At 72.4% G+C, this 24305-nt stretch carries 16 protein-coding genes and 1 pseudogene; 11 read left to right on the top strand and 6 right to left on the bottom strand.

The window, feature by feature from the left end; all coding sequences use genetic code 11:
* Nucleotides 1-86 precede the first annotated feature (86 nt).
* Together OG788_RS13755 and OG788_RS13760 are read left to right on the top strand one after the other, a co-directional pair.
* On the top strand, nucleotides 87-1232 hold the full coding sequence (locus OG788_RS13755) for an acyl-CoA dehydrogenase family protein (RefSeq protein WP_406371034.1): 1146 nt from the start codon (nucleotides 87-89) through the stop codon (nucleotides 1230-1232).
* Nucleotides 1232-2215, top strand: a complete 984-nt coding sequence (locus tag OG788_RS13760) for an acyl-CoA dehydrogenase family protein (protein ID WP_406371036.1) — start codon at nucleotides 1232-1234, stop codon at nucleotides 2213-2215. Before OG788_RS13755 ends, OG788_RS13760 begins: the two co-directional genes overlap by 1 nt.
* Here OG788_RS13760 and OG788_RS13765 read toward each other — a convergent pair.
* The 3 genes from OG788_RS13765 to OG788_RS13775 form a co-directional block, all read right to left on the bottom strand.
* Nucleotides 2193-3815 carry a cytochrome bc complex cytochrome b subunit gene (locus OG788_RS13765; RefSeq protein ID WP_351550843.1) on the bottom strand — a complete coding sequence of 541 codons (1623 nt, stop codon included), beginning with the start codon at nucleotides 3813-3815 and terminating at the stop codon, nucleotides 2193-2195. The two genes, OG788_RS13760 and OG788_RS13765, sit on opposite strands and share 23 nt — an antisense overlap.
* Nucleotides 3816-4018: 203 nt before the next feature.
* Nucleotides 4019-4573 carry a HutD family protein gene (locus tag OG788_RS13770; RefSeq protein WP_406371038.1) on the bottom strand — a complete coding sequence of 185 codons (555 nt, stop codon included), beginning with the start codon at nucleotides 4571-4573 and terminating at the stop codon, nucleotides 4019-4021.
* Complete coding sequence (locus OG788_RS13775) at nucleotides 4570-5289, bottom strand: vWA domain-containing protein (protein WP_406371039.1); 720 nt, start codon at nucleotides 5287-5289, stop codon at nucleotides 4570-4572. Before OG788_RS13775 ends, OG788_RS13770 begins: the two co-directional genes overlap by 4 nt.
* Before the next feature lie 171 nt (nucleotides 5290-5460).
* Here OG788_RS13775 and OG788_RS13780 point away from each other — a divergent pair, with 171 nt between their 5' ends.
* A complete protein-coding gene (locus OG788_RS13780; RefSeq protein ID WP_406371041.1) occupies nucleotides 5461-6381 on the top strand; it encodes a rhomboid family intramembrane serine protease in 921 nt (306 codons plus the stop codon).
* A 401-nt stretch (nucleotides 6382-6782) separates the two neighbouring features.
* Complete coding sequence (locus tag OG788_RS13785) at nucleotides 6783-7682, top strand: chitosanase (RefSeq protein ID WP_406371042.1); 900 nt, start codon at nucleotides 6783-6785, stop codon at nucleotides 7680-7682.
* A 171-nt stretch (nucleotides 7683-7853) separates the two neighbouring features.
* Here the strand turns inward: OG788_RS13785 and OG788_RS13790 are convergent, their stop codons facing one another.
* From OG788_RS13790 to OG788_RS13800, 3 genes are all read right to left on the bottom strand, one after another.
* Nucleotides 7854-9314, bottom strand: coding sequence for a glutamate synthase subunit beta (locus tag OG788_RS13790; protein ID WP_406371044.1), 1461 nt, complete (start codon nucleotides 9312-9314; stop codon nucleotides 7854-7856).
* On the bottom strand, nucleotides 9307-13899 hold the full coding sequence (gene gltB, locus OG788_RS13795; protein ID WP_406371045.1) for a glutamate synthase large subunit: 4593 nt from the start codon (nucleotides 13897-13899) through the stop codon (nucleotides 9307-9309). The genes OG788_RS13790 and gltB overlap by 8 nt, the downstream gene beginning before the upstream one ends.
* A 409-nt stretch (nucleotides 13900-14308) precedes the next feature.
* Nucleotides 14309-15040, bottom strand: a complete 732-nt coding sequence (locus OG788_RS13800; RefSeq protein WP_351540262.1) for a VIT1/CCC1 transporter family protein — start codon at nucleotides 15038-15040, stop codon at nucleotides 14309-14311.
* Nucleotides 15041-15313: 273 nt separating this feature from the next.
* Between OG788_RS13800 and OG788_RS13805 the strand changes: the two are divergent.
* From OG788_RS13805 to OG788_RS13835, 7 genes and pseudogenes are all read left to right on the top strand, one after another.
* Nucleotides 15314-16315 (top strand): annotated as a pseudogene (locus tag OG788_RS13805) (ADP-ribosylglycohydrolase family protein); the annotation flags it as partial.
* Nucleotides 16316-17589: 1274 nt separating this feature from the next.
* Nucleotides 17590-18789 carry an ADP-ribosylglycohydrolase family protein gene (locus OG788_RS13810; protein WP_406376745.1) on the top strand — a complete coding sequence of 400 codons (1200 nt, stop codon included), beginning with the start codon at nucleotides 17590-17592 and terminating at the stop codon, nucleotides 18787-18789.
* Nucleotides 18790-18813: 24 nt separating this feature from the next.
* Nucleotides 18814-19983, top strand: coding sequence for an ADP-ribosylglycohydrolase family protein (locus OG788_RS13815; RefSeq protein WP_351540257.1), 1170 nt, complete (start codon nucleotides 18814-18816; stop codon nucleotides 19981-19983).
* Complete coding sequence (locus OG788_RS13820) at nucleotides 19971-21335, top strand: ADP-ribosylglycohydrolase family protein (RefSeq protein WP_406371047.1); 1365 nt, start codon at nucleotides 19971-19973, stop codon at nucleotides 21333-21335. The genes OG788_RS13815 and OG788_RS13820 overlap by 13 nt, the downstream gene beginning before the upstream one ends.
* Nucleotides 21332-22225, top strand: a complete 894-nt coding sequence (rbsK, locus tag OG788_RS13825; protein ID WP_351540251.1) for a ribokinase — start codon at nucleotides 21332-21334, stop codon at nucleotides 22223-22225. Before OG788_RS13820 ends, rbsK begins: the two co-directional genes overlap by 4 nt.
* Nucleotides 22222-23424 (top strand): CoA transferase, encoded by a 1203-nt coding sequence (locus tag OG788_RS13830; protein ID WP_351540248.1) that lies wholly within the window; start codon nucleotides 22222-22224, stop codon nucleotides 23422-23424. Before rbsK ends, OG788_RS13830 begins: the two co-directional genes overlap by 4 nt.
* Complete coding sequence (locus OG788_RS13835; protein WP_351540245.1) at nucleotides 23421-24260, top strand: CoA ester lyase; 840 nt, start codon at nucleotides 23421-23423, stop codon at nucleotides 24258-24260. Before OG788_RS13830 ends, OG788_RS13835 begins: the two co-directional genes overlap by 4 nt.
* Nucleotides 24261-24305: the final 45 nt, after the last annotated feature.

Here is a 24305-nt window from a genome sequence, read left to right on the forward strand (position 1 = left end):
GTCACTCCGGAGCCGACCACCGTCCGGAGCCCACCACCGTCCGGAGCCCACCACCGTCCGGAGCCCGCCGCCGAAAGGTGCCGCCGATGGATCTCACCCGCTCCCCCGCCGACGAGGCGTTCCGTGCCGAGGCCCGCGCCTGGCTGGACGCCCATGTCCCGGCGGTGCCGCTGCCCTCCCTGGAGACCGCGGAGGGCTTCACCGCGCACCGCGCGTGGGAGGCCGAACTGGCGGCGGACCGCTGGTCGGTGGTGTCGTGGCCGTCGGCGTACGGCGGCCGGGACGCGGACCTCGTGCGCTGGCTGGCCTTCGAGGAGGAGTACCACGCGGCGGGCGCGCCCGGCCGGGTCGGGCAGAACGGCGTCAGCCTGCTCGCGCCGACCCTCTTCGACCACGGCACCCCGAAGCAACGGGAGCGTGTGCTGCCGCCGATGGCGACGGGCGAGGTGGTCTGGGCGCAGGCGTGGTCCGAGCCGGAGGCGGGTTCCGACCTGGCCTCGCTGACCTCGCGGGCCGTGCGCGCGGACGGTGGCTGGCGCTTGAGCGGACACAAGACCTGGTCGTCGCGGGCCGCGTTCGCCGACCGCGCCTTCGGCCTGTTCCGCAGCGAGCCCGGCCTGCCGAAACCCCATCAGGGCCTGACGTATCTGATGTTCGACCTGCGCGCGCCCGGCGTGACGGTCCGGCCCATCGGCCGGCTGGACGGCAGGCCGGCCTTCGCCGAGCTGTTCCTGGACGACGTGTTCGTGCCGGACGAGGACGTGATCGGCGAGCCGGGGCAGGGCTGGCGGGTGGCCATGTCGACGGCGGGCAACGAACGGGGGCTGACGCTGCGCTCTCCGGGTCGCTTCCTGGCCGCCGCCGACCGGCTGGCCGCGTTGTGGCGCACCCACGGCGACCCGTGCGACTCAGCCCTGCGTGACCGGGTGGCCGACGCGGTGATCGGCGCCCGCGCCTACCAGCTCTTCACCTACGCCAACGCCTCCCGGTTCCTCGAGGGCGAGAGCATCGGTCCGGAGTCCAGCCTGAACAAGGTGTTCTGGTCGGAGCTCGACATCGCCCTGCACGAGACGGCACTCGATCTGCTGGGTCCCGAGGGCGAGTTGGCGGACACCGAATGGTCCGAGGGGCATGTCTTCTCGCTCGCGGGCCCGATCTACGCGGGCACCAACGAGATCCAGCGCGACATCATCGCCGAGCGGCTGCTCGGTCTCCCGAAGGGCCGCCGCTGATGCGATTCCTCCTCGACGCCGAACAGCGCGCCTTCGCCGCCTCCCTGGACGCGATGCTGACGTCGGCGGACACGCCGTCGGCCGTGCGGGCGTGGGCCGCCGGCGACCACGCGCCCGGCCGTGCCCTGTGGTCGCGGCTCGCCGAGGCGGGCGTCTTCGCGCTGGCCGTCCCGGAGGCGTACGAGGGTGTGGGACTCCTGCCCGTCGAACTGGCCGTCGCCTTCGTGGAGTTGGGTCGGCACGCGGTGCCGGGTCCGGTGGTGGAGACGGTCGCCGCGGCCGTCCTGCTGAGCGAGCTGGGCGAGCCGGGCCCGGCCGAGCGGCTGCTGCCGGGGCTGGCCTCGGGCAAGACCGTCGCCACGTTCGCCCCGGCCGGCGCGTACGCGCTCGACGCGGATGCGGCGGCGCTGCTCGTCGTGGAGGGCGAGACCCTGCGCCGCGCGCCCGGGCACGGCCCGGTGCGCGCGTCCGTGGACCCCTCCCGGCGGCTCGCCGCGCCCGAGGCCGGCGGCGAAGTCCTCGCCACCGGCCCGCACGTCATCCGCGCCGCCCGCCGGGCCCTGGCCTGGGCCCGGCTCGCCACCGCCGCCCAGGCCCTCGGCGTCGGTCTCGCGCTCCTCGACCGGACCGTCGCGTACGTCGGGCAGCGCACCCAGTTCGGGGTTCCCGTCGGCTCGTTCCAGGCGGTCAAGCACCGGCTAGCGGACGCGACGATCGCCCTGGAGTTCGCGCGCCCGCTGCTGTTCGGGGCCGCCCTGTCGATGGCTCCCGCGGACGTGGCCGCCGCGAAGGTCAGAGCATGCGAGGCCGCGTACACCACGGCCCGGACGGCGTTGCAACTCCACGGGGCGATCGGTTACACGGCCGAGTACGACCTGTCCCTCTGGTTCACCAGGGCACGCGCCCTGCGGACCGCCTGGGGCTCCCCGGCCGAGTGCAGGACCGAGGCACTGGCCGGTCTCAGTGGTGGTCCTCGCTCGTGATCTCCCGGTACTCCTCGGCCGTCGGCTTCGGGATCCGGGTGCCGGGCCCGAACAGGGCGCGCGCCAGCCGGGCGCGCAGCCTCCGGACCGGGCCGACCCGGCGGACCACGCCGTTCGCGTCGACCAGCGGACCCACCTCGTACGGCGGCGCCTGTTCGTGCTGGGTGAGGGTGAACCGCTGAGCCGGGGTGAGTGGTTCGTGGACCTCGACGTACTCGCCGTGCGGCAGGAGTTTGATGATGCCGGACTCACGCCCGTGCAACACCTTGTCGCGGTCCGCGCGTTGCAGCCCCAGACAGATCCTCTTCGTGACGACGTAGGCGAGGGCGGGTCCGGCGAAGACGCCGACACGGACGAACCAGGTGATCGCGTTGATCGACAGATGGAAGTGGGTGGCCCACAGGTCGTTGCCGCCGCCGACCAGCAGGACGGCGTACAGCGTCAGCCAGGCGACGCCTAGGGCGGTGCGGGTGGGCACGTTGCGCGGCCGGTCCAGGATGTGGTGCTCGCGCTTGTCGCCGGTGACCCAGGCCTCGATGAAGGGGTAGACGGCGATGGCGGCCATGATGAGCGGGAAGAGCGAGAAGGGGATGAAGACGCCCAACTGGAGCGTGTGGCCGAAGGCGTTGATCTCCCATCCCGGCATCACCCGGATGAGCCCTTCGGAGAAGCCGAGGTACCAGTCGGGCTGTGCGCCGGTGGTCACCAGGTCGGGGCGGTAGGGCCCGAAGGCCCACACGGGATTGATGGTGGCGATCGCGCCCATGATCGACAGGACCCCGAAGACCAGGAAGAAGAAGCCGCCCGCCTTGGCCATGTAGACCGGCATGAACGGCATGCCGACCACCGACTTCTCGTCCCGTCCGGGCCCCGGGTACTGCGTGTGCTTGTGGTAGAAGACGAGGATCAGATGGGCGACCACGAGGCCCAGCATGATGCCCGGCAGCAGCAGGACGTGGATCGGGAAGAACCGCGGGATGATGTCGTGCCCCGGGAACTCCCCTCCGAAGAGGAAGAACGAGATGTACGTCCCCACGACGGGGATCGACAGGATGGCGCCCTGTGCGAAGCGGACGCCGGTGCCGGAGAGCAGGTCGTCCGGGAGCGAGTAGCCGGTCAGGCCGGTGATCAGGCCGAGCATCAACAGGGTCCAGCCGAAGAGCCAGTTGACCTCGCGCGGCTTGCGGAACGCGCCGGTGAAGAACACCCGCATCATGTGCACGAGCATCCCGGCGAGGAAGACCAGCGCCGCCCAGTGGTGGATCTGCCGGATCAGCAGTCCGCCGCGCACGTCGAAGCTGATGTCGAGCGTGGACTCGTAGGCGCGCGTCATGACGATGCCGTTCAGCGGCCCGTACGAGCCGTGGTAGACGACCTCGACGCCGCTGGGCTCGAAGAACAGGGTGAGGTAGACACCGGTGATGATCAGGACGAGGAAGCTGTAGAGGCAGACCTCGCCCAGCATGAACGACCAGTGGTCCGGGAAGACCTTGCGCATATTGGCCTTGGCCAGCGTGTAGAGGCCCAGCCGGCCGTCGGCCCAGTCGGCCAGCCGCTCCCCTTTGGCCGTCTCGGCCCGCCGCCGCTCACGCAGACTCATACGCCGCCCCCTCGGCCCCCCAGACTGCCACGCCCTCCCCGGGAAGCCAACGGTGCACTCTCACAAGGGAGTTGACTCGCCCCTTCCGTCCCTACCCTCCCCCAAGGTCTCGGCTTCGCTCGACCAGGGGGGACCCTCATCGTCCCCGGGGGCGCAGCCCCCGGGAGCGGGACGGGTAGGGGCGGAGGGGGCGAGGAAGACGCCTACGGTCCGACCCGGATCACCGCGACGGGCCCGGTTCCCCGGAGTGTGACCGGCTCCGCCGTGAGGAGCGCGGCGTCGTGGCGCCCGAGGGTCAGCCCCGCCACCTCCGCGGAGTCGCCGAGCGCGACGACCAGCGCGGTCGGCCCGCCCGCAACGGACACCCCGTCCCCGGGGGACAGCACCTCGACGCCCGGCACCGGCGAACCACCCCGGTTCCACATGACGTTGAGGTTCACGACCGGCCCCCCGAGCAGCCGGCACGCGGTGGGCAGGTCACCGGGAAAGCGGTGCGGCACGTACGGGGTGTCGACGAGCCGGCGGTCGCGCCCGACGGCCAGGTCCATCCCGGTGCCCTCGACCATGGTGAGGATCCGGTCCACCCCGGCGAAGGAGGAGAAGGGCCCGTCGGCACCGACGTCGGCGAGGCTCACCCGCCACGCGAAGCCGGACATGTCCGCGCCCTCGGGCCGGACGACGATCTCCCGGGTGACGCCGCCGCCGTTCCTCCAGGGCACGGCGGTCCGTCCCGCGGCGGGCAGGAGGTGCGCGCTCATGTGACGATCCCGTGGGCCCGCGCTGCCGCCAGCCACTGCGGGAACTCCGCGACGAGCCGGTCGTAGAGCTCCTCGTCGCTCACCTTCCGCGGATCCGAACCGGCGTGGAAGAAGCCGGCGTTGTCGACGGCCCGCTTCTGCGGCACCGCCAACTCGTCGAGCTTGCGCAGGAACTCGAACTGGCGGCTGCCCGGATCGCCGAACCCTATGAACTGCCAGAACAGCGGCAGTCGGGCCGCCTTGCACAAGTACCGTTCGGCGGCGAGCTTGTTGATCGGCCCTCCGTCGGTCTGGAAGACGACGAGGGCCGGGGCCTTGGAGCCGCTGTCGAGGTAGTGGTCGATGACGGCGTCCATGGCGAGGTGATAGCTGGTCCTGCCCATGTGCCCGAGCCCGGCCGCGATCCGTTCGATCCTCCCCCGGTGGTTGTCGAGCGCGATGTCGGTGACCGCGTCGACGTCCGTGGAGAAGAAGACGACCGGGACGGTTCCGTCGTCGTCGAGATGGGCGGACAGACCGAGCACACGGTCGGCGAGGGCCTGCACGCTGCCGTCGTCGTAGTACGGCTTCATCGACCCCGAGTAGTCGACGACCAGGTACACGGCGGCCTGTTGCCCGCTCAGCCCGTGCCTGGTGAGGGAGACCCCGGCGCTCTTGTACGGGCCGACCAGCGCGGGCGCGGTCTCCTCGACCTTGGTGAGGCTGATTCCGGCCATGCGGGGCTCCCGTCGCGCGAGGGTTCGGAACGCCGAGATTACGTCACGGTGGGGGACCCGCCGCTTCACGGACCCTGCCGTTCCCGGCCGACGGACCGGTTGGATATTTTGATCATCGCCGTCCCCACCGGCTCGCTGTTTCCCTTGCCCGCGCGTTCCGAGGAGCCGGCCGTGGAGTCCGAGTCCGCCGTCACCACCTGCTACCGCCATCCCAAGGTGGAGTCCCATGTGCGCTGCACCAGGTGCGACCGCTACATATGTCCCGGCTGCATGCGCGAGGCGGCCGTCGGCCACCAGTGCGTGGAGTGTGTGAAGGAGGGCGCGAAGTCCGTCCGGCAGGCCCGCACCGCCTTCGGCGGCCGGATCTCGACGGTGCCCGTGGTGACGTACGTCCTCATCGGCCTCAACGTGCTGGCCTATCTGGCCGAGCTGCTGCGCTCGTCGGTCGTGGACCGGTTCGAGATGCTCGGCGCCGGCCTGGTGGGCACGGACGGGGCGCACTATCTCTGGCAGGCCGTGCACACCCCGGACTACCACGCGGAGGGCGTCGTCGACGGGGAGTGGTACCGGCTGCTGACCGGTGCGTTCCTTCATCTGCCGCCGACCGGGGGCACGTTCGGGATCGCGCACATCGTGATGAACATGTTCGCCCTGTGGAACATCGGCAGGATCGTCGAGACCCAGCTCGGCCGGGTCCGCTATCTCTCCCTGTATCTGCTGTCGGCACTCGGCGGCTCGGTCCTCGTGCTGCTGATCGCACCGGACGAGGCCACGGTCGGCGCGTCGGGCGCGATCTTCGGCCTCGGTGCCGCGTACTACGTGATGGCCCGCCGGCTCGGCGCGGACATGGGGAACGTCAACCGTTTCATGGCGGGCCTGCTGATCTGGCTGCTGATCTCGGCGGGGCTCACGTCCTGGCAGGGCCACCTGGGCGGTCTGCTGGCGGGCGGTGTCGTGACGGCGGCCTTCGCCTACGCTCCCCGTGACCGCAGGCGGACGCCGATACAGGCGGCCGTGTGCGTGGGGCTTCTCACGCTGCTGGTCGTTCTCGCGGTGCTGAAGGTCTCCGCACTGCGGAGCGGGGCCGTGTAGCCCGGCGCTGCGGAACGGCGCCTGGCAGCCCGGCGCTGCGGAACGGCTCCGGGCAGCCCGACACCGGACGGCCACCGGGCCCGCTGCGGCAGGGCCGCGGGCAGGCCCCCAGGGTGCGGGGGCGGGGGGGGCACCCACCCCGAGGGCGGAGGCGGAGGGCCCGGGCCGCGGCCCCAGGGGCCGGAGAGCGGGGCGGACGGCGGGTGCGGCAAGCTCCACGGGCCGCCGCGCCCGGCGCTGCCGGGGCAGCGTCCGGTGGCCCTGTCCTGGACGCCGAGCCTGCCGCGCGCCGGGGGCGCACGCGTAGCGTATCCAGGGGCGCACAGTATGGAGCGGGCCTGCGCACGTGTGGCCTACCCGGGCTGCACACCTGTACGCCGTCCCTGCGTACCCTGTGCCTCATGAAACGAGCGGGTTGCCTGATGTTCGCCGTCGTCCCCGTGGTGGTCACGGCGGCGGTCTACTTCGCCACGCCCGAGCACCCGGCCACGGCCGACGGCAAGCGCCCGGCGTCCGTGTCGCAGCAGGCCCGCGCGAAGGCCAAGGCCGACGCCGAGCGGGCGGCCGACGACGAGGTCGTCGCCGACCTGCCGCCGGGCCTCGCCGCTCCCGGGAAGAAGGAGCTGGCCCAGCAGCTCGTGGCCAGTGCCGAGAACTCCACGCTGAAGTGGCACGAGGCGTACGGCTACGTCGAGGACATCGGCGACGGCCAGGGCTACACGGCGGGCATCGTCGGCTTCTGCACCGGCACCCACGACCTGCTCACCCTCGTCGAGCGGTACACCAAGGCGCACCCGGACAACGGGCTCGCCCGCTATCTCCCGGCCCTGCGCGAGGTCGACGGCACGGACTCCCACAAGGGCCTGGACCCGGGCTTCCCCGCGGCCTGGCGCCACGAGGCCACGGTCGCCGCCTTCCGCGAGGCCCAGGACTCCGAACGCGACCGGGTGTACTTCGACCCCGCCGTCCGGCTCGCCAAGCTCGACGGCCTCGGCACGCTCGGCCAGTTCATCTACTACGACGCCATGGTGCTGCACGGTCCCGGCACCAGCGACAACAGCTTCTACGGGCTGCGCGAGCGCGCCATGCGCGAGGCGGACCTCCCGTCCGAGGGCGGCAAGGAGAAGTCGTACCTCGACATCTTCCTGGACATCCGCCGCGAGGCGATGAAGTCCAAGAACCCGGACCGCGACACCACCCGCATCGACACGGCCCAGCGCCAGTTCCTGTACGACGGGAACCTCGACCTGCACACCCCGCTGGAGTGGAAGGTGTACGGCGAGACCTACCGCGTGCCGTAGCACGGGAACTCACCGCATCCGGCCGCGCGGCATGCCCCCGGGAATCACGCGGGCATGCGGCGGCGCCTGCCAGGTCGTCCGGTCGGGGACAGTGAGGCAGGCGCCGTCTCGTGTTCCGTACGCCTTTGTACGGGACGTTTTTGAGTGACCGTCAGGTCACGGTTCCAGGGGTCAGACCATCAGCGAACGGTCCGTCGGGCGGATCGGGGCCGGCAGGTCGCTCGCTCCGGTGAGGAAGCGGTCGACACCGCGGGCGGCCGAGCGGCCCTCCGCGATGGCCCAGACGATGAGGGACTGGCCGCGGCCCGCGTCACCGGCAACGTACACGCCGGGAACGTTGGTCGCGAAGTCGGCGTCGCGGGCGATGTTGCCGCGCGCGTCCAGCTCCAGGCCGAACTGCGAGACCACACCGTTCTCGACGTCCGTGCCGGTGAAGCCCATGGCCAGCGTCACCAGCTGGGCGGGGATCTTGCGCTCCGTGCCCGGCTTCTGGGTCAGCTTCCCGCCGGTGAACTCGACCTCGACGAGGTGCAGCCACTGGACGTTGCCGTCCTCGTCGCCCTCGAAGTGGGTGGTGTTGACGGAGTAGACCCGCTCACCGCCCTCCTCGTGCGCGGAGGTGACCTTGTAGAGCATCGGGAACGTCGGCCAGGGCTGGCCCGCGTTCCGCTCCTCGCCCGGTCGCGGCATGATCTCCAGCTGGGTGACCGAGGCCGCGCCCTGACGGTGGGCGGTGCCCACGCAGTCCGCGCCCGTGTCGCCGCCGCCGATGACCACGACGTGCTTGCCCTCGGCCGTGATCGGGGGCGCCACGAAGTCGCCCTCCTGCACCTTGTTGGCCAGCGGCAGGTACTCCATGGCCTGGTGGATGCCGTTCAGCTCCCGCCCGGGGACGGGCAGGTCACGGGCGGTCGTCGCGCCGGCGGCGATGACCACGGCGTCGTACCGCTTGCGCAGGTCCGTCGCCTTGAGGTCGCGGCCGATCTCGATGCCCGTGCGGAAGCGGGTGCCCTCCGCGCGCATCTGCTCGATGCGGCGGTTGATGTGCCGCTTCTCCATCTTGAACTCGGGGATGCCATAGCGCAGCAGGCCGCCGACGCGGTCGGCGCGCTCGTACACCGCGACCGTGTGACCGGCCCGCGTGAGCTGCTGGGCGGCGGCGAGACCGGCGGGGCCGGAACCGATGACCGCGACGGTCTTGCCGGAGAGGCGCTCGGGGATCTGCGGGGCGACATCGCCCGTGTCCCACGCCTTGTCGATGATCGAGACCTCGACGTTCTTGATGGTCACGGCGGGCTGGTTGATGCCGAGCACACACGCCGACTCGCACGGGGCGGGGCACAGCCGGCCCGTGAACTCCGGGAAGTTGTTCGTGGCGTGCAGGCGCTCGGAGGCGGCCTGCCAGTCCTCGCGGTACGCGTAGTCGTTCCACTCGGGGATCAGGTTGCCCAGCGGACAGCCGTTGTGGCAGAACGGGATGCCGCAGTCCATGCAGCGCGAGGCCTGCTTGGAGATGATCGGGAGCAGCGAGCCCGGAACGTAGACCTCGTTCCAGTCCTTGAGGCGCACGTCCACGGGACGGGACTTGGCGACCTCACGGCCGTGGTTCAGAAAGCCCTTGGGATCAGCCATTGGTCGCCGCCTCCATCATCTTCTCGGTGATCGCGGACTCGTCGAGTCCGGCTCGCTCGGCGGCGTCCTTGGCGGCGAGCACTGCCTTGTAGGTGCTGGGAATGATCTTGCTGAAGCGCTCCACGGACACGGGCCACTCGGCCAGCAGCTTCTCGGCGACCGTCGAACCGGTCTCCTCCGCGTGCCGGCGCACGACGTCGTGCAGCCACTGCTTGTCGGTGTCGTCGAGCTGCTCGACGGCGTCCGCGTTGCCGACGTTCACGTTGTCGCGGTCGAGGTCGATCACGTACGCGACACCGCCGGACATGCCGGCCGCGAAGTTGCGGCCCGTCTCGCCGAGGACGACCGCGTGACCGCCGGTCATGTACTCGCAGCCGTGGTCGCCCACGCCCTCGGAGACCACCGTCGCGCCGGAGTTGCGGACGCAGAAGCGCTCACCGGTGCGGCCGCGCAGGAACAGCTCGCCGCCGGTCGCGCCGTACGCGATGGTGTTGCCCGCGATCGTCGAGTACTCGGCGAGGTGGTCGGCGCCCCGGTCGGGGCGGACGACGACACGGCCGCCGGAGAGGCCCTTGCCGACGTAGTCGTTGGCGTCGCCCTCCAGGCGCAGCGTGACGCCGCGCGGCAGGAAGGCGCCGAAGGACTGGCCAGCCGAGCCCGTGAAGGTGATGTCGATGGTGTCGTCGGGCAGGCCCGCGCCGCCGAACTTCTTCGTCACCTCGTGGCCGAGCATGGTGCCGACCGTGCGGTTGATGTTGCGGATCGCGACCTGGGCGCGGACCGGCTGGGCGTCGGTCGCGGAGTCCGCGGCCAGCGCGTCGGCGGCCAGCTTGATCAGCTCGTTGTCGAGCGCCTTCTCCAGGCCGTGGTCCTGCTCGATGACCTGGTGCAGCGCCGCGCCCTCGGGCAGTTCGGGCACGTAGAAGAGCGGGGACAGGTCCAGGCCCTGCGCCTTCCAGTGAGTGATGGCGCGCTCCACGTCGAGGTTCTCGGCGTGGCCGACGGCCTCCTCGATGGTGCGGAAGCCGAGCTCGGCGAGGATCTCGCGGACCTCTTCGGCGATGAACTTGAAGAAGTTCACGATGTACTCGGCCTTGCCGGCGAACCGCTCGCGCAGCACCGGGTTCTGCGTGGCGATGCCGACCGGGCAGGTGTCGAGGTGGCAGACGCGCATCATGACGCAGCCGGAGACGACGAGCGGCGCGGTCGCGAAACCGAACTCCTCGGCGCCGAGCAGCGCGGCGATGACGACGTCGCGGCCGGTCTTGAGCTGGCCGTCGGTCTGCACGACGATGCGGTCGCGCAGGCCGTTGAGCAGCAGGGTCTGCTGGGTCTCGGCGAGGCCGAGCTCCCAGGGTCCGCCCGCGTGCTTGAGGGAGGTCAGCGGGGAGGCGCCCGTTCCGCCGTCGTGGCCGGAGATCAGGACGACGTCCGCGTGAGCCTTGGAGACACCCGCGGCGACCGTGCCGACGCCGACCTCGGAGACCAGCTTCACGTGGATGCGGGCCTGCGGGTTGGCGTTCTTGAGGTCGTGGATCAGCTGAGCCAGGTCCTCGATGGAGTAGATGTCGTGGTGCGGCGGCGGGGAGATCAGACCGACACCCGGGGTCGAGTGACGGGTCTTGGCCACCCACGGGTAGACCTTGTGACCGGGCAGCTGGCCGCCCTCGCCGGGCTTGGCGCCCTGCGCCATCTTGATCTGGATGTCGTCGGCGTTGACGAGGTACTCGCTCGTGACACCGAAGCGGCCGGAGGCGACCTGCTTGATGCTGGAGCGGCGGGCCGGGTCGTACAGCCGGTCCGCGTCCTCGCCGCCCTCACCGGTGTTGGACTTGCCGCCCAGCTGGTTCATGGCGATGGCGAGGGTCTCGTGCGCCTCCTTGGAGATGGAGCCGTACGACATGGCGCCGGTCGAGAAGCGCTTCACGATCTCGGAGACGGGCTCGACCTCGTCGAGGGAGATCGGGGTGCGGTCCGAGGTGAAGCCGAACAGGCCGCGCAGCGTCATCAGGCGCTCGGACTGCTCGTTCACGCGGCCGGTGTACTTCTTGAAGATCTCGTAGCTGCCGGAGCGCGTCGAGTGCTGGAGGCGGAAGACCGTCTCCGGGTCGAACAGGTGGGGCTCGCCCTCGCGGCGCCACTGGTACTCGCCGCCTATGTCCAGGGCGCGGTGCGCGGGCGCGATGCCGGAGGCCGGGTAGGCCTTGGCGTGCCGGGCGGCGACCTCCTTGGCGATGACGTCGAGGCCGGCGCCGCCGATCTTGGTGGCCGTGCCGTTGAAGTACTTCTCGACGAAGGCCTTCTCCAGGCCGACGGCCTCGAAGACCTGGGCGCCGCGGTAGGAGGCGACGGTCGAGATGCCCATCTTGGACATGACCTTCAGGACGCCCTTGCCGAGCGCGTAGATCAGGTTGCGGATGGCCTGCTCGGGCTCGATGCCCTGGAGGAAGGTGCCGGCGCGGACCAGGTCCTCGACGGACTCCATGGCCAGGTAGGGGTTGACCGCGGCGGCGCCGAAGCCGATGAGCAGGGCGACGTGGTGGACCTCGCGGACGTCACCGGCCTCGACCAGCAGGCCCACCTGGGTGCGCTGCTTGGTGCGGATGAGGTGGTGGTGGACGGCGGCGGTGAGCAGCAGCGAGGGGATCGGAGCGTGCTCGGCGTCGGAGTGGCGGTCCGACAGGACGATCAGGCGGGCGCCGTTCTCGATGGCGGCGTCGGCCTCGGTGCAGATCTCCTCGATGCGGGCGGCGAGGGATTCGCCGCCGCCGGAGACCCGGTACAGGCCCGAGAGCGTCGCGGCCTTCATGCCGGGCATGTCGCCGTCGGCGTTGATGTGGATGAGCTTGGCCAGCTCGTCGTTGTCGATCACCGGGAAGGGCAGGGTGACGCTGCGACAGGAGACGGCCGTCGGCTCCAGCAGGTTGCTCGCCGGACCGAGGGAGGAGCGCAGGGAGGTGACCAGTTCCTCGCGGATCGCGTCCAGCGGCGGGTTGGTGACCTGGGCGAACAGCTGGGTGAAGTAGTCGAACAGCAGACGCGGGCGCGCGGAGAGGGCCGCGATCGGCGAGTCCGTGCCCATGGAGCCCAGCGGCTCACCGCCGGTGCTGGCCATCGGCGCGAGGATGATCCGCAGCTCTTCCTCGGTGTAACCGAAGGTCTGCTGGCGGCGGGTGACCGAGGCGTGGGTGTGCACGATGTGCTCGCGCTCGGGCAGGTCGGAGAGCTCGATCTCGCCGGCCTCCAGCCACTCCGCGTAGGGCTTCTCAGAGGCGAGGCCGGCCTTGATCTCGTCGTCCTCGATGATGCGGTGCTCGACGGTGTCGACGAGGAACATCTTGCCGGGCTGGAGGCGGCCCTTGCGGACGACCTTCGCGGGGTCGATGTCGAGGACGCCGACCTCGGAGCCGAGGACGACGAGGCCCTCGTCGGTGACCCAGTAGCGGCCGGGGCGCAGACCGTTGCGGTCGAGGACCGCGCCGACCTGGCTGCCGTCGGTGAAGGTGACGCAGGCGGGGCCGTCCCAGGGCTCCATCATCGTGGAGTGGAACTGGTAGAAGGCGCGCCGGGCCGGGTCCATGGAGTCGTGGTTCTCCCACGCCTCCGGGATCATCATCAGCACGGAGTGCGGGAGCGAGCGGCCGCCGAGGTGCAGGAGTTCGAGCACCTCGTCGAAGGAGGCCGAGTCGGAGGCGTCCGGCGTACAGACGGGGAAGATCCGCTCCAGGCCCTTGTCCCCGAACAGGTCCGAGGCGAGCTGGGACTCGCGGGCGACCATCCAGTTGCGGTTGCCCTTGACCGTGTTGATCTCGCCGTTGTGCGCGACGAAGCGGTACGGGTGGGCGAGCGGCCAGCTCGGGAAGGTGTTGGTGGAGAACCGGGAGTGCACGAGCGCGATCGCGGAGGCGAAGCGGCGGTCGGACAGGTCCGGGAAGAAGGGCTCGAGCTGGCCGGTGGTCAGCATGCCCTTGTAGACGATGGTCCGTGCGGACAGCGAGGGGAAGTAGACCCCGGCCTCGCGCTCGGCGCGCTTGCGCAGCACGAAGGCGCTGCGGTCCAGGGCGATGCCCTGGCTCTTGCCGTCGGTAACGAAGATCTGGCGGAAGGCCGGCATCGTCGAGCGGGCGGTGGCGCCGAGGAGTCCGGGGGCGACCGGGACCTCGCGCCAGCCAAGGACGGTGAGGCCCTCTTCGGCGGCGATCGTCTCGATACGTGAGACGGCGTCGGCCGTGCCGTCCTCGGGGAGGAAGGCGATGCCCACCGCGTACGCGCCGGCTGCGGGAAGTTCGAATCCGGCGACTTCGCGGAAGAAGGCGTCCGGGACCTGGGAGAGGATGCCCGCGCCGTCGCCCGAGTCGGGCTCGGAGCCGGTGGCACCGCGGTGTTCCAGGTTGCGCAGAACGGTGAGCGCCTGCTCGACCAGCGCGTGGCTCGCCTCGCCGGTGAGGGTGGCCACGAAGCCGACGCCACAGGCGTCGTGCTCGTTGCGGGGGTCGTACATACCCTGCGCAGCAGGGCGAGCATCCATGAAGGACCACTTCCGGTCGTTCGTGGAGTGCTGGGACGGCTGGCGCGGCGTACGCATCGGCTCTCCCGTCGTCGTCGGGGCGGGGGGTCCCACCCAGGCCTTGAGGCTCAGGGGGGAGACATCTGCCGAGGGACGACGTTGGCCCTCTGTTGGTGCAAAATTTCGTGCAGGTTACATGATGGAGCGATTCTCGGGAACCGGATACCGCGTTCCAACATGCGGACACCACGGGGTCGCGGCGGGGGTACCGCGCTCAGCGGTGGAAGGCGGGGGGACCCAAGCGGGACCTAAGCGGACAGATCAATGACCGTCGGCCCGGGTTCGCGGCAGAGATCGTGATCCGCCGCGAGAAATGCGGAGCAGGCGTCATTGCCTGCGGCGCTTACGGCTCATGCCCAGTGGTTAAGGAATCGAAACCGCCGGGTAACGACTACTTATGCGGTCCCTCGCATAGGTGATCGAGCCCTCATCCTACGGCCGCACCGAACAAGCTGCCCAGGGCGTACGTCACACCCGCCGCGGCACCACCGAGAGCGAGCTGCCTCAGCCCGCTGAACCACCAGGACCGCGCGGTCACCTTGGCCACGACGGCACCGCACGCGAAGAGTCCGAGCATCGCGAGCAGCAGCGCCGGCCACAGCACGGTCGCGCCCAGCAGATACGGCAGTACGGGGAGCAGGGCACCCAGCGCGAACGAGCCGAAGCTGGACACGGCGGCGACGGCCGGGGAGGGCAGGTCGCCGGGGTCTATGCCGAGCTCCTCGCGCGCGTGGATCTCCAGCGCCTGCTCGGGATCCCGGGAGAGCTGCCGGGCGACCTCCCGGGCCAGCTCGGGCTCGACGCCGCGGGACTCATAGAGCGCGGCCAGCTCGCGCTCCTCGTCCTTGGGGTGCTTGCGCAGTTCCCGTCGCTCGACATCGAGCTCCGCCTCGACGAGCTCGCGCTGCGAGGCGACGGAGGTGTACTCACCGGCGGCCATCGAGAAGGCACCGGCGGCCAGGCCCGCGAGCCCGGTGATGACGATCGTCTGCTGGGAGACGGAACCGCCGGCCACACCGGTCATCAGGGCGAGGTTGGAGACCAGGCCGTCCATCGCGCCGAACACGGCCGGGCGCAGCCATCCGCCGTTCACATCCCGGTGGGTGTGGTTGTCGCGGTGCGCCTCGTGCAGTGTCGCCTCGGTCTCGATGATCGCCATGCCGGTCCCCCAGGGTGCTTGATTGGACTGTTTCCACTTTTTGACAACTAAGAAAGTACGCCTCTCCATTCCTTGCCGCCAGCAAGGAAAGGCTGCGCTAACCTGCGCTTTTACCTCCCGATGCTCATCCGTGGCATGTCATGCACATATGTCGACCGGGTGACAGTGCGGCCCGCGAGGCTCCTGTCAACCGCCAAGGTGGGACAGATCCGCAAAGGGGTTCCGCGCGCCGCATTCCGCGCACCGGCAGGGGCCCTGAGAGGAGAGGCACGTATGGCTTCCATCGCCTGCATTCCCTCGGCCCCGGCACCCGGGAACGCCGCCGGTCTCCGTGACCGGGCGCGCGGCGCACTGCTCGGACTCGCTGTCGGAGACGCGCTGGGCGCACCCGCCGAGAACATGAAGCCGTCGGAGATCCGCGCCAAGTGGGGCCGGATCACCGGGTACGTCGCCGAGCATCCGGCCGGGACGGACGACACCGAGTACGCGATCTTCTCGGGGCTGCTGCTCGCCCGGCACGGCTCGGCGCTGACCGTGGCGCACGTCGAGTCGGCCTGGCACCAGTGGATCGCGGACCGCGACGAGGGGCCGTTCCGCGGCGCCGGTTTCAGCGAGCGCGGCACGCTGGAGAATCTCCGGCGGGGTCTCGCGGCGCCCATCTCCGCCCAGCACCGGCACGCCTGGAGCGACGGCCTCGCCATGCGCGCGGCCCCCTTCGGCGTCTTCGCGGCCGGCCGGCCCGCCGAGGCGGCCCGGCTCGTGGCGATCGACGGCTCGGTGAGCCACGAGGGCGAGGGCATCTACGGCGGCCAGGCGGTCGCGGCGGGGGTCGCCGCCGCGATGGCGGGCGCTCACACCATCGCGGTCGTCGCGTCCGCCCTGGCCGTCATCCCGGACGACTCCTGGACGGCCCGCTCGCTGCGCCGCGCGGTCGCGGTGGCGCACCGTGGCGAACGGGCGGTGCGTTCCGCGGTGGTGATCGGCGGCTACCCGTGGACCGATCTGGCCCCCGAGGCCGTGGCCCTCGCCTTCGGCGCGTACGCGGCGGCGGACGGGGATTTCACCGAGTCGGTCCTCACCGCGGTGAACATGGGCCGCGACGCCGACACGACGGCCGCGGTGGCCGGAGCGCTGGCGGGCGCGACCCGGGGCGCGTCCTCGATCCCGGCCGCCTGGGCGGCGGCCATCGGACCGGCCCGCGGCAGCTGCCTCCCCTCCATGGAGGGGCACCACGTCCTGGACGTGGCGGAACTGCTGACGCCGGAGGACGAGGAGAAATGGGGCGCGGGAGGCCGCGTACCGCCCACCCCGGACACATACGCCGTCCCCGCCCCGGACATGTACGCCGTCCCGGGCCCGGACGCCTACGCCGTCACCACCCCGGACGCATACGCCGCCCCGGCTCCGGACACATGCGCCGTCACCGCCCCGGACGCGTACGTCGCCCCGGCTCCGGACGCCTACGCCGTCACCACCCCGGACGCATACACCGTCACCACCCCGGACGCATACACCGTCACCACCCCGGACACGTGCGCCGTCACCACCCCAGATGCATACGCCGCCCCGGCTCCGGACGCCTACGCCGTCACCACCCCGGACGCATACACCGTCACCACCCCGGACACGTGCGCCGTCACCACCCCAGATGCATACGCCGCCCCGGCGCCGGACGCCTACGCCGTCACCACCCCGGACGCGTGCGCCGTCACGGCGCCGGACGCGTACGTCGTCACCGCCCCGGACGCGTGCGCCGTCACCGCCCCGGACGCGTACGTCGTCACCGCCCCGGACGCCTATGTCGTCACCGCCCCGGACGCCTACGTCGTCACCGCCTCGGACGCCTACGTCGTCACCGCCTCGGACGCCTACGTCCTGTCGGACGCGGACGCCTGGGAGTCGGCCGCCGGTGACGACGAGGTGCGCTCATGAGCCCCGGCCTGGCCGGGGACGAGTCCGGCCCGGCCGGCGGCGAGGGCGCCGCGTCGGCGCCGCCCCCCGAACCTCCACCGCCCGCCCCGGCGGAGTCGGACGAACCGCCCCTGGGCACCCTCGCAACCCTCGCACCGACACCGGCGCCTGCCGGGGGCGCCGGGAAGGCGCAGCCGGCGGCGCCCGCCGAGGAACCGGACCCGGTCGCACTCCCGGCAGGGGCCGGGCCGGGAGCGTTCACCGCTCAGGCCGGGTCGGTGCGCCACGCCGCGGGAGCGGACCCGGCGGAGCTCGCCGCGGGCACACGGCGGACGGCGCTCACCGGACCCGGAGACCCGATGGCGGTCGCCGAACGTGCCGGGTCGGCGGGACCCGCCGCGGGGGCGGACCGGACGTCGCCCACCGGGGGCGCCCCGCAGGCCGCGCCCGCCGGAGGGACGGAGTCCATGGCACGCGCCGCCGCGACGGTCTGTGCGCCGCCCGCCGAGGGAGCCGGGCCTGTGGCACGCACCGAGGGCGCGCAGCCGGTGGCTCTCGCCGGACGCGCGGACCCGGTGGCGGCCGGCCGGGCCGCCGAGCCGGTGCGGCTCGCCGAGGAAGCCCAGGAAGCCGGATTCATGCCCGGCGGCCGGGCGGCCCAGCGGGGAAGCTCCCCGTCGGAGACGCCCGCGCGGGCAAAGACGCCGGGGGAAGCGGGTGCGCGTCGTATCGAGGGGCTGCTCCTCGGGCTGGCCGCGGGCGACGCCGCGGGCTGGCCCGCCGCACGGCACCGGGCCGCGCGGATGCCCGAGTGGACCCGGCGGCTGACCCGCGAGCTGGACACCTTCGCGGAGCAGAACGCGACGACGACCCTGCCCGTGCCGATCGCGCTGAACCAGCCGCCGGAGCCGCTGCGGCTCGGCCCGTCGGACGACGCCGAGTGGGCGGCGTTCGCGGCGGAGGCCGTGCTCCGGGCCGGGGAGACCGCGGCACTCGGCGACCTGAGCCTCGATCGCAGGATGCGCGCGTCCATCGACCTGTCCTGGAACGCCGTCGCCAGCGAGGTCGCCGCCGCGGCGGACCGCGCCCCCGAGGTCGAATCCGCCCTGCTCCCGCTGCGCGCCCGGATCTCCGTGCGCGCCGGGCTCGGCAACCTCGCCAACGGTCTGCGCCCGCCCGCCACCGGCCACGACAACCCCCACTACTTCGACGACGCGGCCTGCGTCCGGGCCTGCGTGCTCGCCGTGGCACACCCGGGTGACCCCCGACTCGCCGCGGAACTCGCCGAGTTCGACGCCCGCTACACCCAGGACGGCGACGGTGTGCACGGCGCCCGCGCCATGGCCGCCGCCGTGTCGCTCGCCCTCACCGGGCACTCCGCCGACATCTGCGTGGACGCCGCCCTCGCCGAGCTCCCCGCCACGACGGAGATCGGCCGCAACGCCCGCCACGCCCTCACGCTGGCCCAGGGCAGCGAGAGCACCTTCGCCCTGGTCCCCCTGCTGGAGCACCAGATCGTCGACCACGTCTACAGCTACGGCATCGCGGCGGCCGAGACCGTCCCCGTCGCGCTGGCCCTGACCCTGGCCGCGCACGGCCGAATCGCCGAGGCGGTACCCGCCGCCGCGTGTCTGTCCCGGGTCGCCGACTCGGCCCCCGCCCTGGCCGGAGCGCTCACCGGGGCGCTCGGCGGCGCCGCCGCGATCCCCGCCTCCTGGCGCGACGCCTGCCGCACCCTGTCCGGCTGCGCGCTGCCCCGCCTGACGGGGACGGACCTCATCGGACTCGCCGAACTCCTCGAAGCCACAGGACTCGCCGACCGGATTCCCCGGAACTGACCACCCCAGAGGGATGATTCGGGCATGACGCCCAAAGGAGAAGGAACGGGAACCCTCGACGAACGGATCACCGGAGCCCTCGTCGGAGCCGCCGTCGGCGACGCGCTCGGCGGCCCCGTCGAGGGGTACTCCCCCGAACAGATCACCGAACGCCACGGCGGCCGCGTACGCGGCGTCGTCGGCCCCTGGAACGGCGACGCCTGGCCCACCGCCCGCCCCATCGCCCCGTACCACAAGGGCGACGGACACGTCACCGACGACACCCTGATGACCCACGCGCTGGTACGGGTGTACGCCACCGTCCGCGACCACCTCGACGCCTACGCCGTCGCGGAGCACCTGGTTCCGGACCTGATGACGACCCCCCGCTGGATCCCGGAGCTGGAGGCCGAGGCCCTCCCCCTCCAGCGGATCTTCCTCGCCGAGAAGTGGCTGGTCGCCCGCCTCCACTACGGCCATGTGGACCCCCGGGAGGCCGGCGTCGGCAACATCGTGAACTGCGGTGCCGCGATGTACATGGCCCCGGTCGGACTCGTCAACGCGGCGAACCCGGCGGGCGCGTACGCCGAGGCCCTGGACATCGCGGGAGCCCACCAGTCCTCGTACGGCCGCGAGGCGGCGGGCGTCTTCGCGGCGGCGGTGGCGGCGGCCTGCTCCCCCGGCGCCACCCCCGACTCGGTCGTCGCCGCGTGCCTGTCGCTGGCCGAGGACGGGACCCGCGCCGCCGTCGAGGCGGTCTGCGAAGTCGCCTCCCAGCACACGGACTTCGAGTCTGCGCTCGCCCCGCTGCGCCGGGCGGTGGCCCCCTACGACACGGTCGGCCCGGACTACCGTTCCCCCTCCCTCGGTGCCCGCCGCCCCTCCCGTCTGCACTCCATCGAAGAACTCCCCGTCGCCCTCGGCATGTTGCTGGTGTCCGGCGGCGACTTCCGGCACGCGGTCCTCGGCTCGGTCAACTACGGCCGCGACTGCGACTCCATCGCCACCATGGCCGGCGCCCTCGCCGGCGCGCTGGGCTCCGAGGTCCCGCACGACTGGGCCAAGACGGTGGCGGAGTCCAGCCGCCTCGACCTGGACGCCCCGGCGCGTACGCTCGCCGAGGTGACCCGGGAGATCTTCGACCGTGACGTCCACCGCCGCCGGACCCACGAGGCGGCGTACGCCGCGCTGGCGGGAACGCCGTGCTCCGACTGACCTGGGTCCAGCCCGAGGACCTCATCGGCCACGAGCTCCACCAGGCCGTCCAGGACGGCCGCGAGCCGGGCCCGGTCGCCGCCCGCTGGCACGCGGCGGGCGGCCGGCCGGCGCCGCTCCGCGCGGGCGCGTCGACGACCCCGGCCTCGCCCGCCCTGCGCCGGCTGGCGGCCGGACTCCTCGACGAACTCGCCGGCCTGCCCAGCACATCGGCGGACGACGAGCCGACGGACCTGACACTGATCAGAGCCGCCTGCCCCGCCTGGCCGCCCCCGCGGTACGCGCCCGTGCCCGCTCCCGACCCGGCCCGGCTGGAAGCGGCCTGGCTCGGCCGGGCCGTCGGCTGCCTGCTGGGGAAACCCGTGGAGAAGCTCCCCCTCCACGGCATCCGGGCACTCGCCGGGGCCTCGGGCAACTGGCCCCTCCGCACCTGGTTCACCGCGCGGGGCGTACCCCAGGACCTCCTGGACGCCCACCCCTGGAACCGGCGCTCCGCCCCCACCTCCCTGGCCGAGAACATCGACGGCATGCCGGAGGACGACGACCTCAACTACCCGCTCCTCAACCTCCTGTTGCTCCAGCGTCACGGCAGGGACTTCACCACCGCGGACGTGGCCCGCCTCTGGCTGGAGGAACTCCCCGCCGGCCGCACGTTCACCGCGGAGCGCGTCGCCTACCGCAATCTCCTCAGCGGCGTCGAACCCCCGGAGACCGCCCGCCGTCACAACCCGTTCCGCGAATGGATCGGCGCCCTGATCCGCGCGGACGTGCACGGCTGGACCAACCCCGGCGACCCGGCCCGGGCCGCCGAACAGGCATACCGCGACGCCGCCCTGACCCACACGGCCAACGGTGTCTACGCGGCGATGTTCGCGGCCGCCGTCATCGCCGAGGCGGCCACCGGGGCCAGTGACGTCCACGCCTGTCTGCGCACCGGGCTGACCGTCGTCCCGCCCGGCTCCCGGCTGGCCCGGGCCGTCCGCCACGCCGTCCTGCTCGCCCGTACGACACCGGACTTCGACGCCGTCGTCGACGAACTGCACGCCACCCACCGCGACTGCCACTGGGTCCACGCCGTCCCCAACACCGCGCTGATCGCCGCCGCCCTCACCCACGCGGACGGCGACTTCGGCGGATCGGTCTGCCGCGCGGTGTCCGGCGGCCTCGACACCGACTCGAACGGCGCGACGGCCGGGAGCGTCGCGGGCCTGCTCGCGGGCGACCCCGCCGCCCTGCCCGACCACTGGACGAGCCCTCTCAAGAACCGGCTCGCCACCTCCGTCGCCGACTTCGACGGCATCGGCTTCGACGCCCTCGCCCACCTCACACACCGGGAGACCGTTCGCCCATGACCCATATCGCCGTGCTCGGCAGCACGAACATGGACCTCGTCGCGTATGTCGCCAAAGCCCCGCAGCGCGGAGAGACCGTGACGGGCCGGGAGTTCCGTACGATCCCCGGCGGCAAGGGCGCCAACCAGGCGGTGGCCGCGGCGCACGCGGGCGCCGACGTCTCCCTGGTCGGCGCGGTGGGAGCCGACTCCTTCGGCAGCCAACTCCGCTCCACACTGGAGCACTTCGGCGTGAACACCGACCATCTGCGCACCACCGAGGGCCCGTCCGGCACCGCGCACATCGTGGTGGACGACGAGGGCGGCAACGCGATCGTCGTCATCCCCGGCGCCAACGGCACCGTCACCTCCCTCGCCCCCGGCGACGAGGGCCTCATCGCCAGCGCCGACGCGCTGCTCCTCCAGCTCGAGATCCCGCTGGAAGCCGTGCTCGCCGGAGCGGAGGCCGCGCGCCGGCACGGCGTCCGGACGATCCTCACCCCGGCGCCCGCACAGTTTCTGCCACCTCAACTGCTGGCCGCCACCGATCTGTTGGTGCCCAACCAGCACGAGGCCGCCGCGCTCACCGGCTTCACCGACCCGCGCGGAGCGGCCGCCGCGCTGCTCGAACAGGTCCCGGAGGTCGTCGTCACCCTGGGCGCCGAGGGCAGCCTGTACGCGGCCCGGGGCGCCGAACCCGTCGCCGTGCCCGCGCCCAAGGTGACCGCCGTCGACTCCACCGGCGCGGGCGACACCTTCGTCGGCACCCTCGCGGTGGCGCTCGCCGAGGGCCGGGAGATGCCGGAGGCGCTGGTGTGGGCGTCCGCGGCGGCCGCGATGTCGGTGCAGCGGCCCGGGGCGACATCCTCGATGCCGTACCGCTCCGAGCTCGACGCCCAGGCCGGCTCATGAGCGGGCACCCGGAGGGCGGCCCCCTCAGCGGCCTGCGCGTCCTCGACCTCGCGACCCTGTTCGCGGGGCCGCTCGCCGCCACCATGCTCGGCGACTTCGGCGCGGAGGTCGTCAAGATCGAGCACCCCGCTCAGCCGGACCCGTCCCGGGGACACGGCCCCTCGAAGGACGGCGTCGGACTGTGGTGGAAGCTCCTCGGGCGCAACAAACGCACGATCACGCTCGACCTGTCGAAGCGCGGCGGCCGCGAGACACTGCTCCGGCTCGCCGCCGACGCCGACGTGATCATCGAGAACTTCCGGCCGGGCACCCTGGAGAAGTGGGACCTGGGGTGGGAGGAACTGTCCGCCGCGAACCCCCGTCTGGTCCTCGCCCGGGTCACCGGCTTCGGCCAGTTCGGCCCCTACGCGCACCGCCCCGGCTTCGGCACCCTCGCGGAGGCGATGAGCGGCTTCGCGGCGATCACCGGCGAACCGGACGCACCGCCGACCCTCCCCCCGTTCGGCCTGGCCGACTCGATCGCCGGACTGGCGACGGCGTACGCCGTGCTGACCGCGCTGACCGCGCGCGACCGCACCGGCGAGGGCCAGGTGATCGACATGGCGATCATCGAGCCGATCCTGACCGTGCTCGGCCCGCAGCCGATCTGGTACGACCAGCTGGGCCACGTCCAGCCCCGCACCGGCAACCGCTCGGCGAACAACGCGCCCCGCAACACCTATCGCACCGCGGACGGTTCCTGGGTGGCCGTCTCCACCTCGGCCCAGTCGATCGCCGAGCGGGTGATGCGGCTGGTGGGCCGCCCGGACGTGATCGACGAGCCGTGGTTCGCGACCGGCGCGGACCGGGCACTCCACGCCGACGTGCTGGACGGGGCGGTCGGCGCGTGGATCGCCGAGCGCACCCGGGACGAGGTCCTCGCGGCGTTCGAGAAGGCGGAGGCGGCGGTCGCCCCGATCCAGGACGTCCGGGACGTCATGACCGACCCGCAGTACCAGGCCCTGGACACGGTCACCACCGTCGACGACCCCGAACTGGGCCCCCTGCGCATGCAGAACGTCCTCTTCCGGCTCTCCGCCACGCCCGGTGCGATCCACTGGGCGGGTCGCCCGCACGGCGCGGACACGGACGCCGTGCTCACCGAACTCGGCCTGACGGGGCCCGAGATCGAGGCGCTGAGAGCGGAGGGCGCGCTGTGACCGCTGAACTCCTGCCCCTCACCTGGCTGTACGTGCCCGGCGACCGTCCCGAGGTGGTGGCCAAGGCCCTCGCCTCCGGTGCGGACGTGGTCCTCGTCGACCTGGAGGACGCGGTCGCCCCGGACCGCAAGGAGTACGCCCTCGCCGCCACCGCCGAGCTCCTCGCCGAACCGACATCCGTCCCGGTGCACGTCCGGGTCAACGCCCTCGACGGCCCTTTCTCCGACGCCGACCTGAAGACGCTCTCGCCGCTCCCCGGCCTGTCCGGCCTGCGTCTGCCGAAGGTGACCTCGCGTTCCGACGTCGTACGGGTGGCGGAGAGCGCGACCCCCGCGGAGGGCGGCGCGATCCCGCTCTACGCCCTGCTCGAATCGGCTCTGGGCGTGGAGCAGGCCTTCGCCATCGCGTCGGCCCATGACGCCCTGCGCGGTATCGCGCTCGGCGAGACGGACCTGCGGGCCGATCTCGGTGTCCGGGACGAAGCCGGACTCGACTGGTCCCGGGCACGGTTGATCGTGGCCGCCCGGGCGGCGGGCCTGCCCCCGCCGGTCCAGTCGGTCTACCCCGACATCCGCGACGTTGAGGGTCTGGCCTCGTCCTGCGCGCACGGCCGCGCCCTCGGCTTCCTCGGACGCGCGGCCATCCACCCCCGCCAGCTGCCCATCATCGAGCGGGCCTATCTCCCCACCCCGGCGGAGGTCGACTCGGCCGAGGCCGTCATCAAAGCCGCCGCCACCGACCCGGGCGCCCAGGCTCTGCCGGACGGCCGTTTCATCGACGCGGCGGTGGTCACGGGCGCCCGCCGCACCCTCGCCCTCGCGCAGCGCCTGGCCTGAGGCGGAGCGGGGCGCCCGGCCTCGGGCAAGAACGAAGGGGGCGCC

This window comes from Streptomyces sp. NBC_00647 (assembly GCF_045207245.1).
Lineage (GTDB): Bacteria > Actinomycetota > Actinomycetes > Streptomycetales > Streptomycetaceae > Streptomyces.

Excerpts from the sequence above, each read along its gene's own strand:
- OG788_RS13755 (WP_406371034.1), top strand. The coding sequence starts at position 87 with ATGGATCTCACCCGCTCCCCCGCCGACGAGGCGTTCCGTGCCGAGGCC.
- OG788_RS13760 (WP_406371036.1), top strand. The coding sequence starts at position 1,232 with ATGCGATTCCTCCTCGACGCCGAACAGCGCGCCTTCGCCGCCTCCCTG.
- OG788_RS13765 (WP_351550843.1), bottom strand. The coding sequence starts at position 3,815 with ATGAGTCTGCGTGAGCGGCGGCGGGCCGAGACGGCCAAAGGGGAGCGG.
- OG788_RS13770 (WP_406371038.1), bottom strand. The coding sequence starts at position 4,573 with ATGAGCGCGCACCTCCTGCCCGCCGCGGGACGGACCGCCGTGCCCTGG.
- OG788_RS13775 (WP_406371039.1), bottom strand. The coding sequence starts at position 5,289 with ATGGCCGGAATCAGCCTCACCAAGGTCGAGGAGACCGCGCCCGCGCTG.
- OG788_RS13785 (WP_406371042.1), top strand. The coding sequence starts at position 6,783 with ATGAAACGAGCGGGTTGCCTGATGTTCGCCGTCGTCCCCGTGGTGGTC.
- OG788_RS13790 (WP_406371044.1), bottom strand. The coding sequence starts at position 9,314 with ATGGCTGATCCCAAGGGCTTTCTGAACCACGGCCGTGAGGTCGCCAAG.
- gltB (WP_406371045.1), bottom strand. The coding sequence starts at position 13,899 with ATGCGTACGCCGCGCCAGCCGTCCCAGCACTCCACGAACGACCGGAAG.
- OG788_RS13800 (WP_351540262.1), bottom strand. The coding sequence starts at position 15,040 with ATGGCGATCATCGAGACCGAGGCGACACTGCACGAGGCGCACCGCGAC.
- OG788_RS13810 (WP_406376745.1), top strand. The coding sequence starts at position 17,590 with ATGCCCGGCGGCCGGGCGGCCCAGCGGGGAAGCTCCCCGTCGGAGACG.
- OG788_RS13815 (WP_351540257.1), top strand. The coding sequence starts at position 18,814 with ATGACGCCCAAAGGAGAAGGAACGGGAACCCTCGACGAACGGATCACC.
- rbsK (WP_351540251.1), top strand. The coding sequence starts at position 21,332 with ATGACCCATATCGCCGTGCTCGGCAGCACGAACATGGACCTCGTCGCG.
- OG788_RS13830 (WP_351540248.1), top strand. The coding sequence starts at position 22,222 with ATGAGCGGGCACCCGGAGGGCGGCCCCCTCAGCGGCCTGCGCGTCCTC.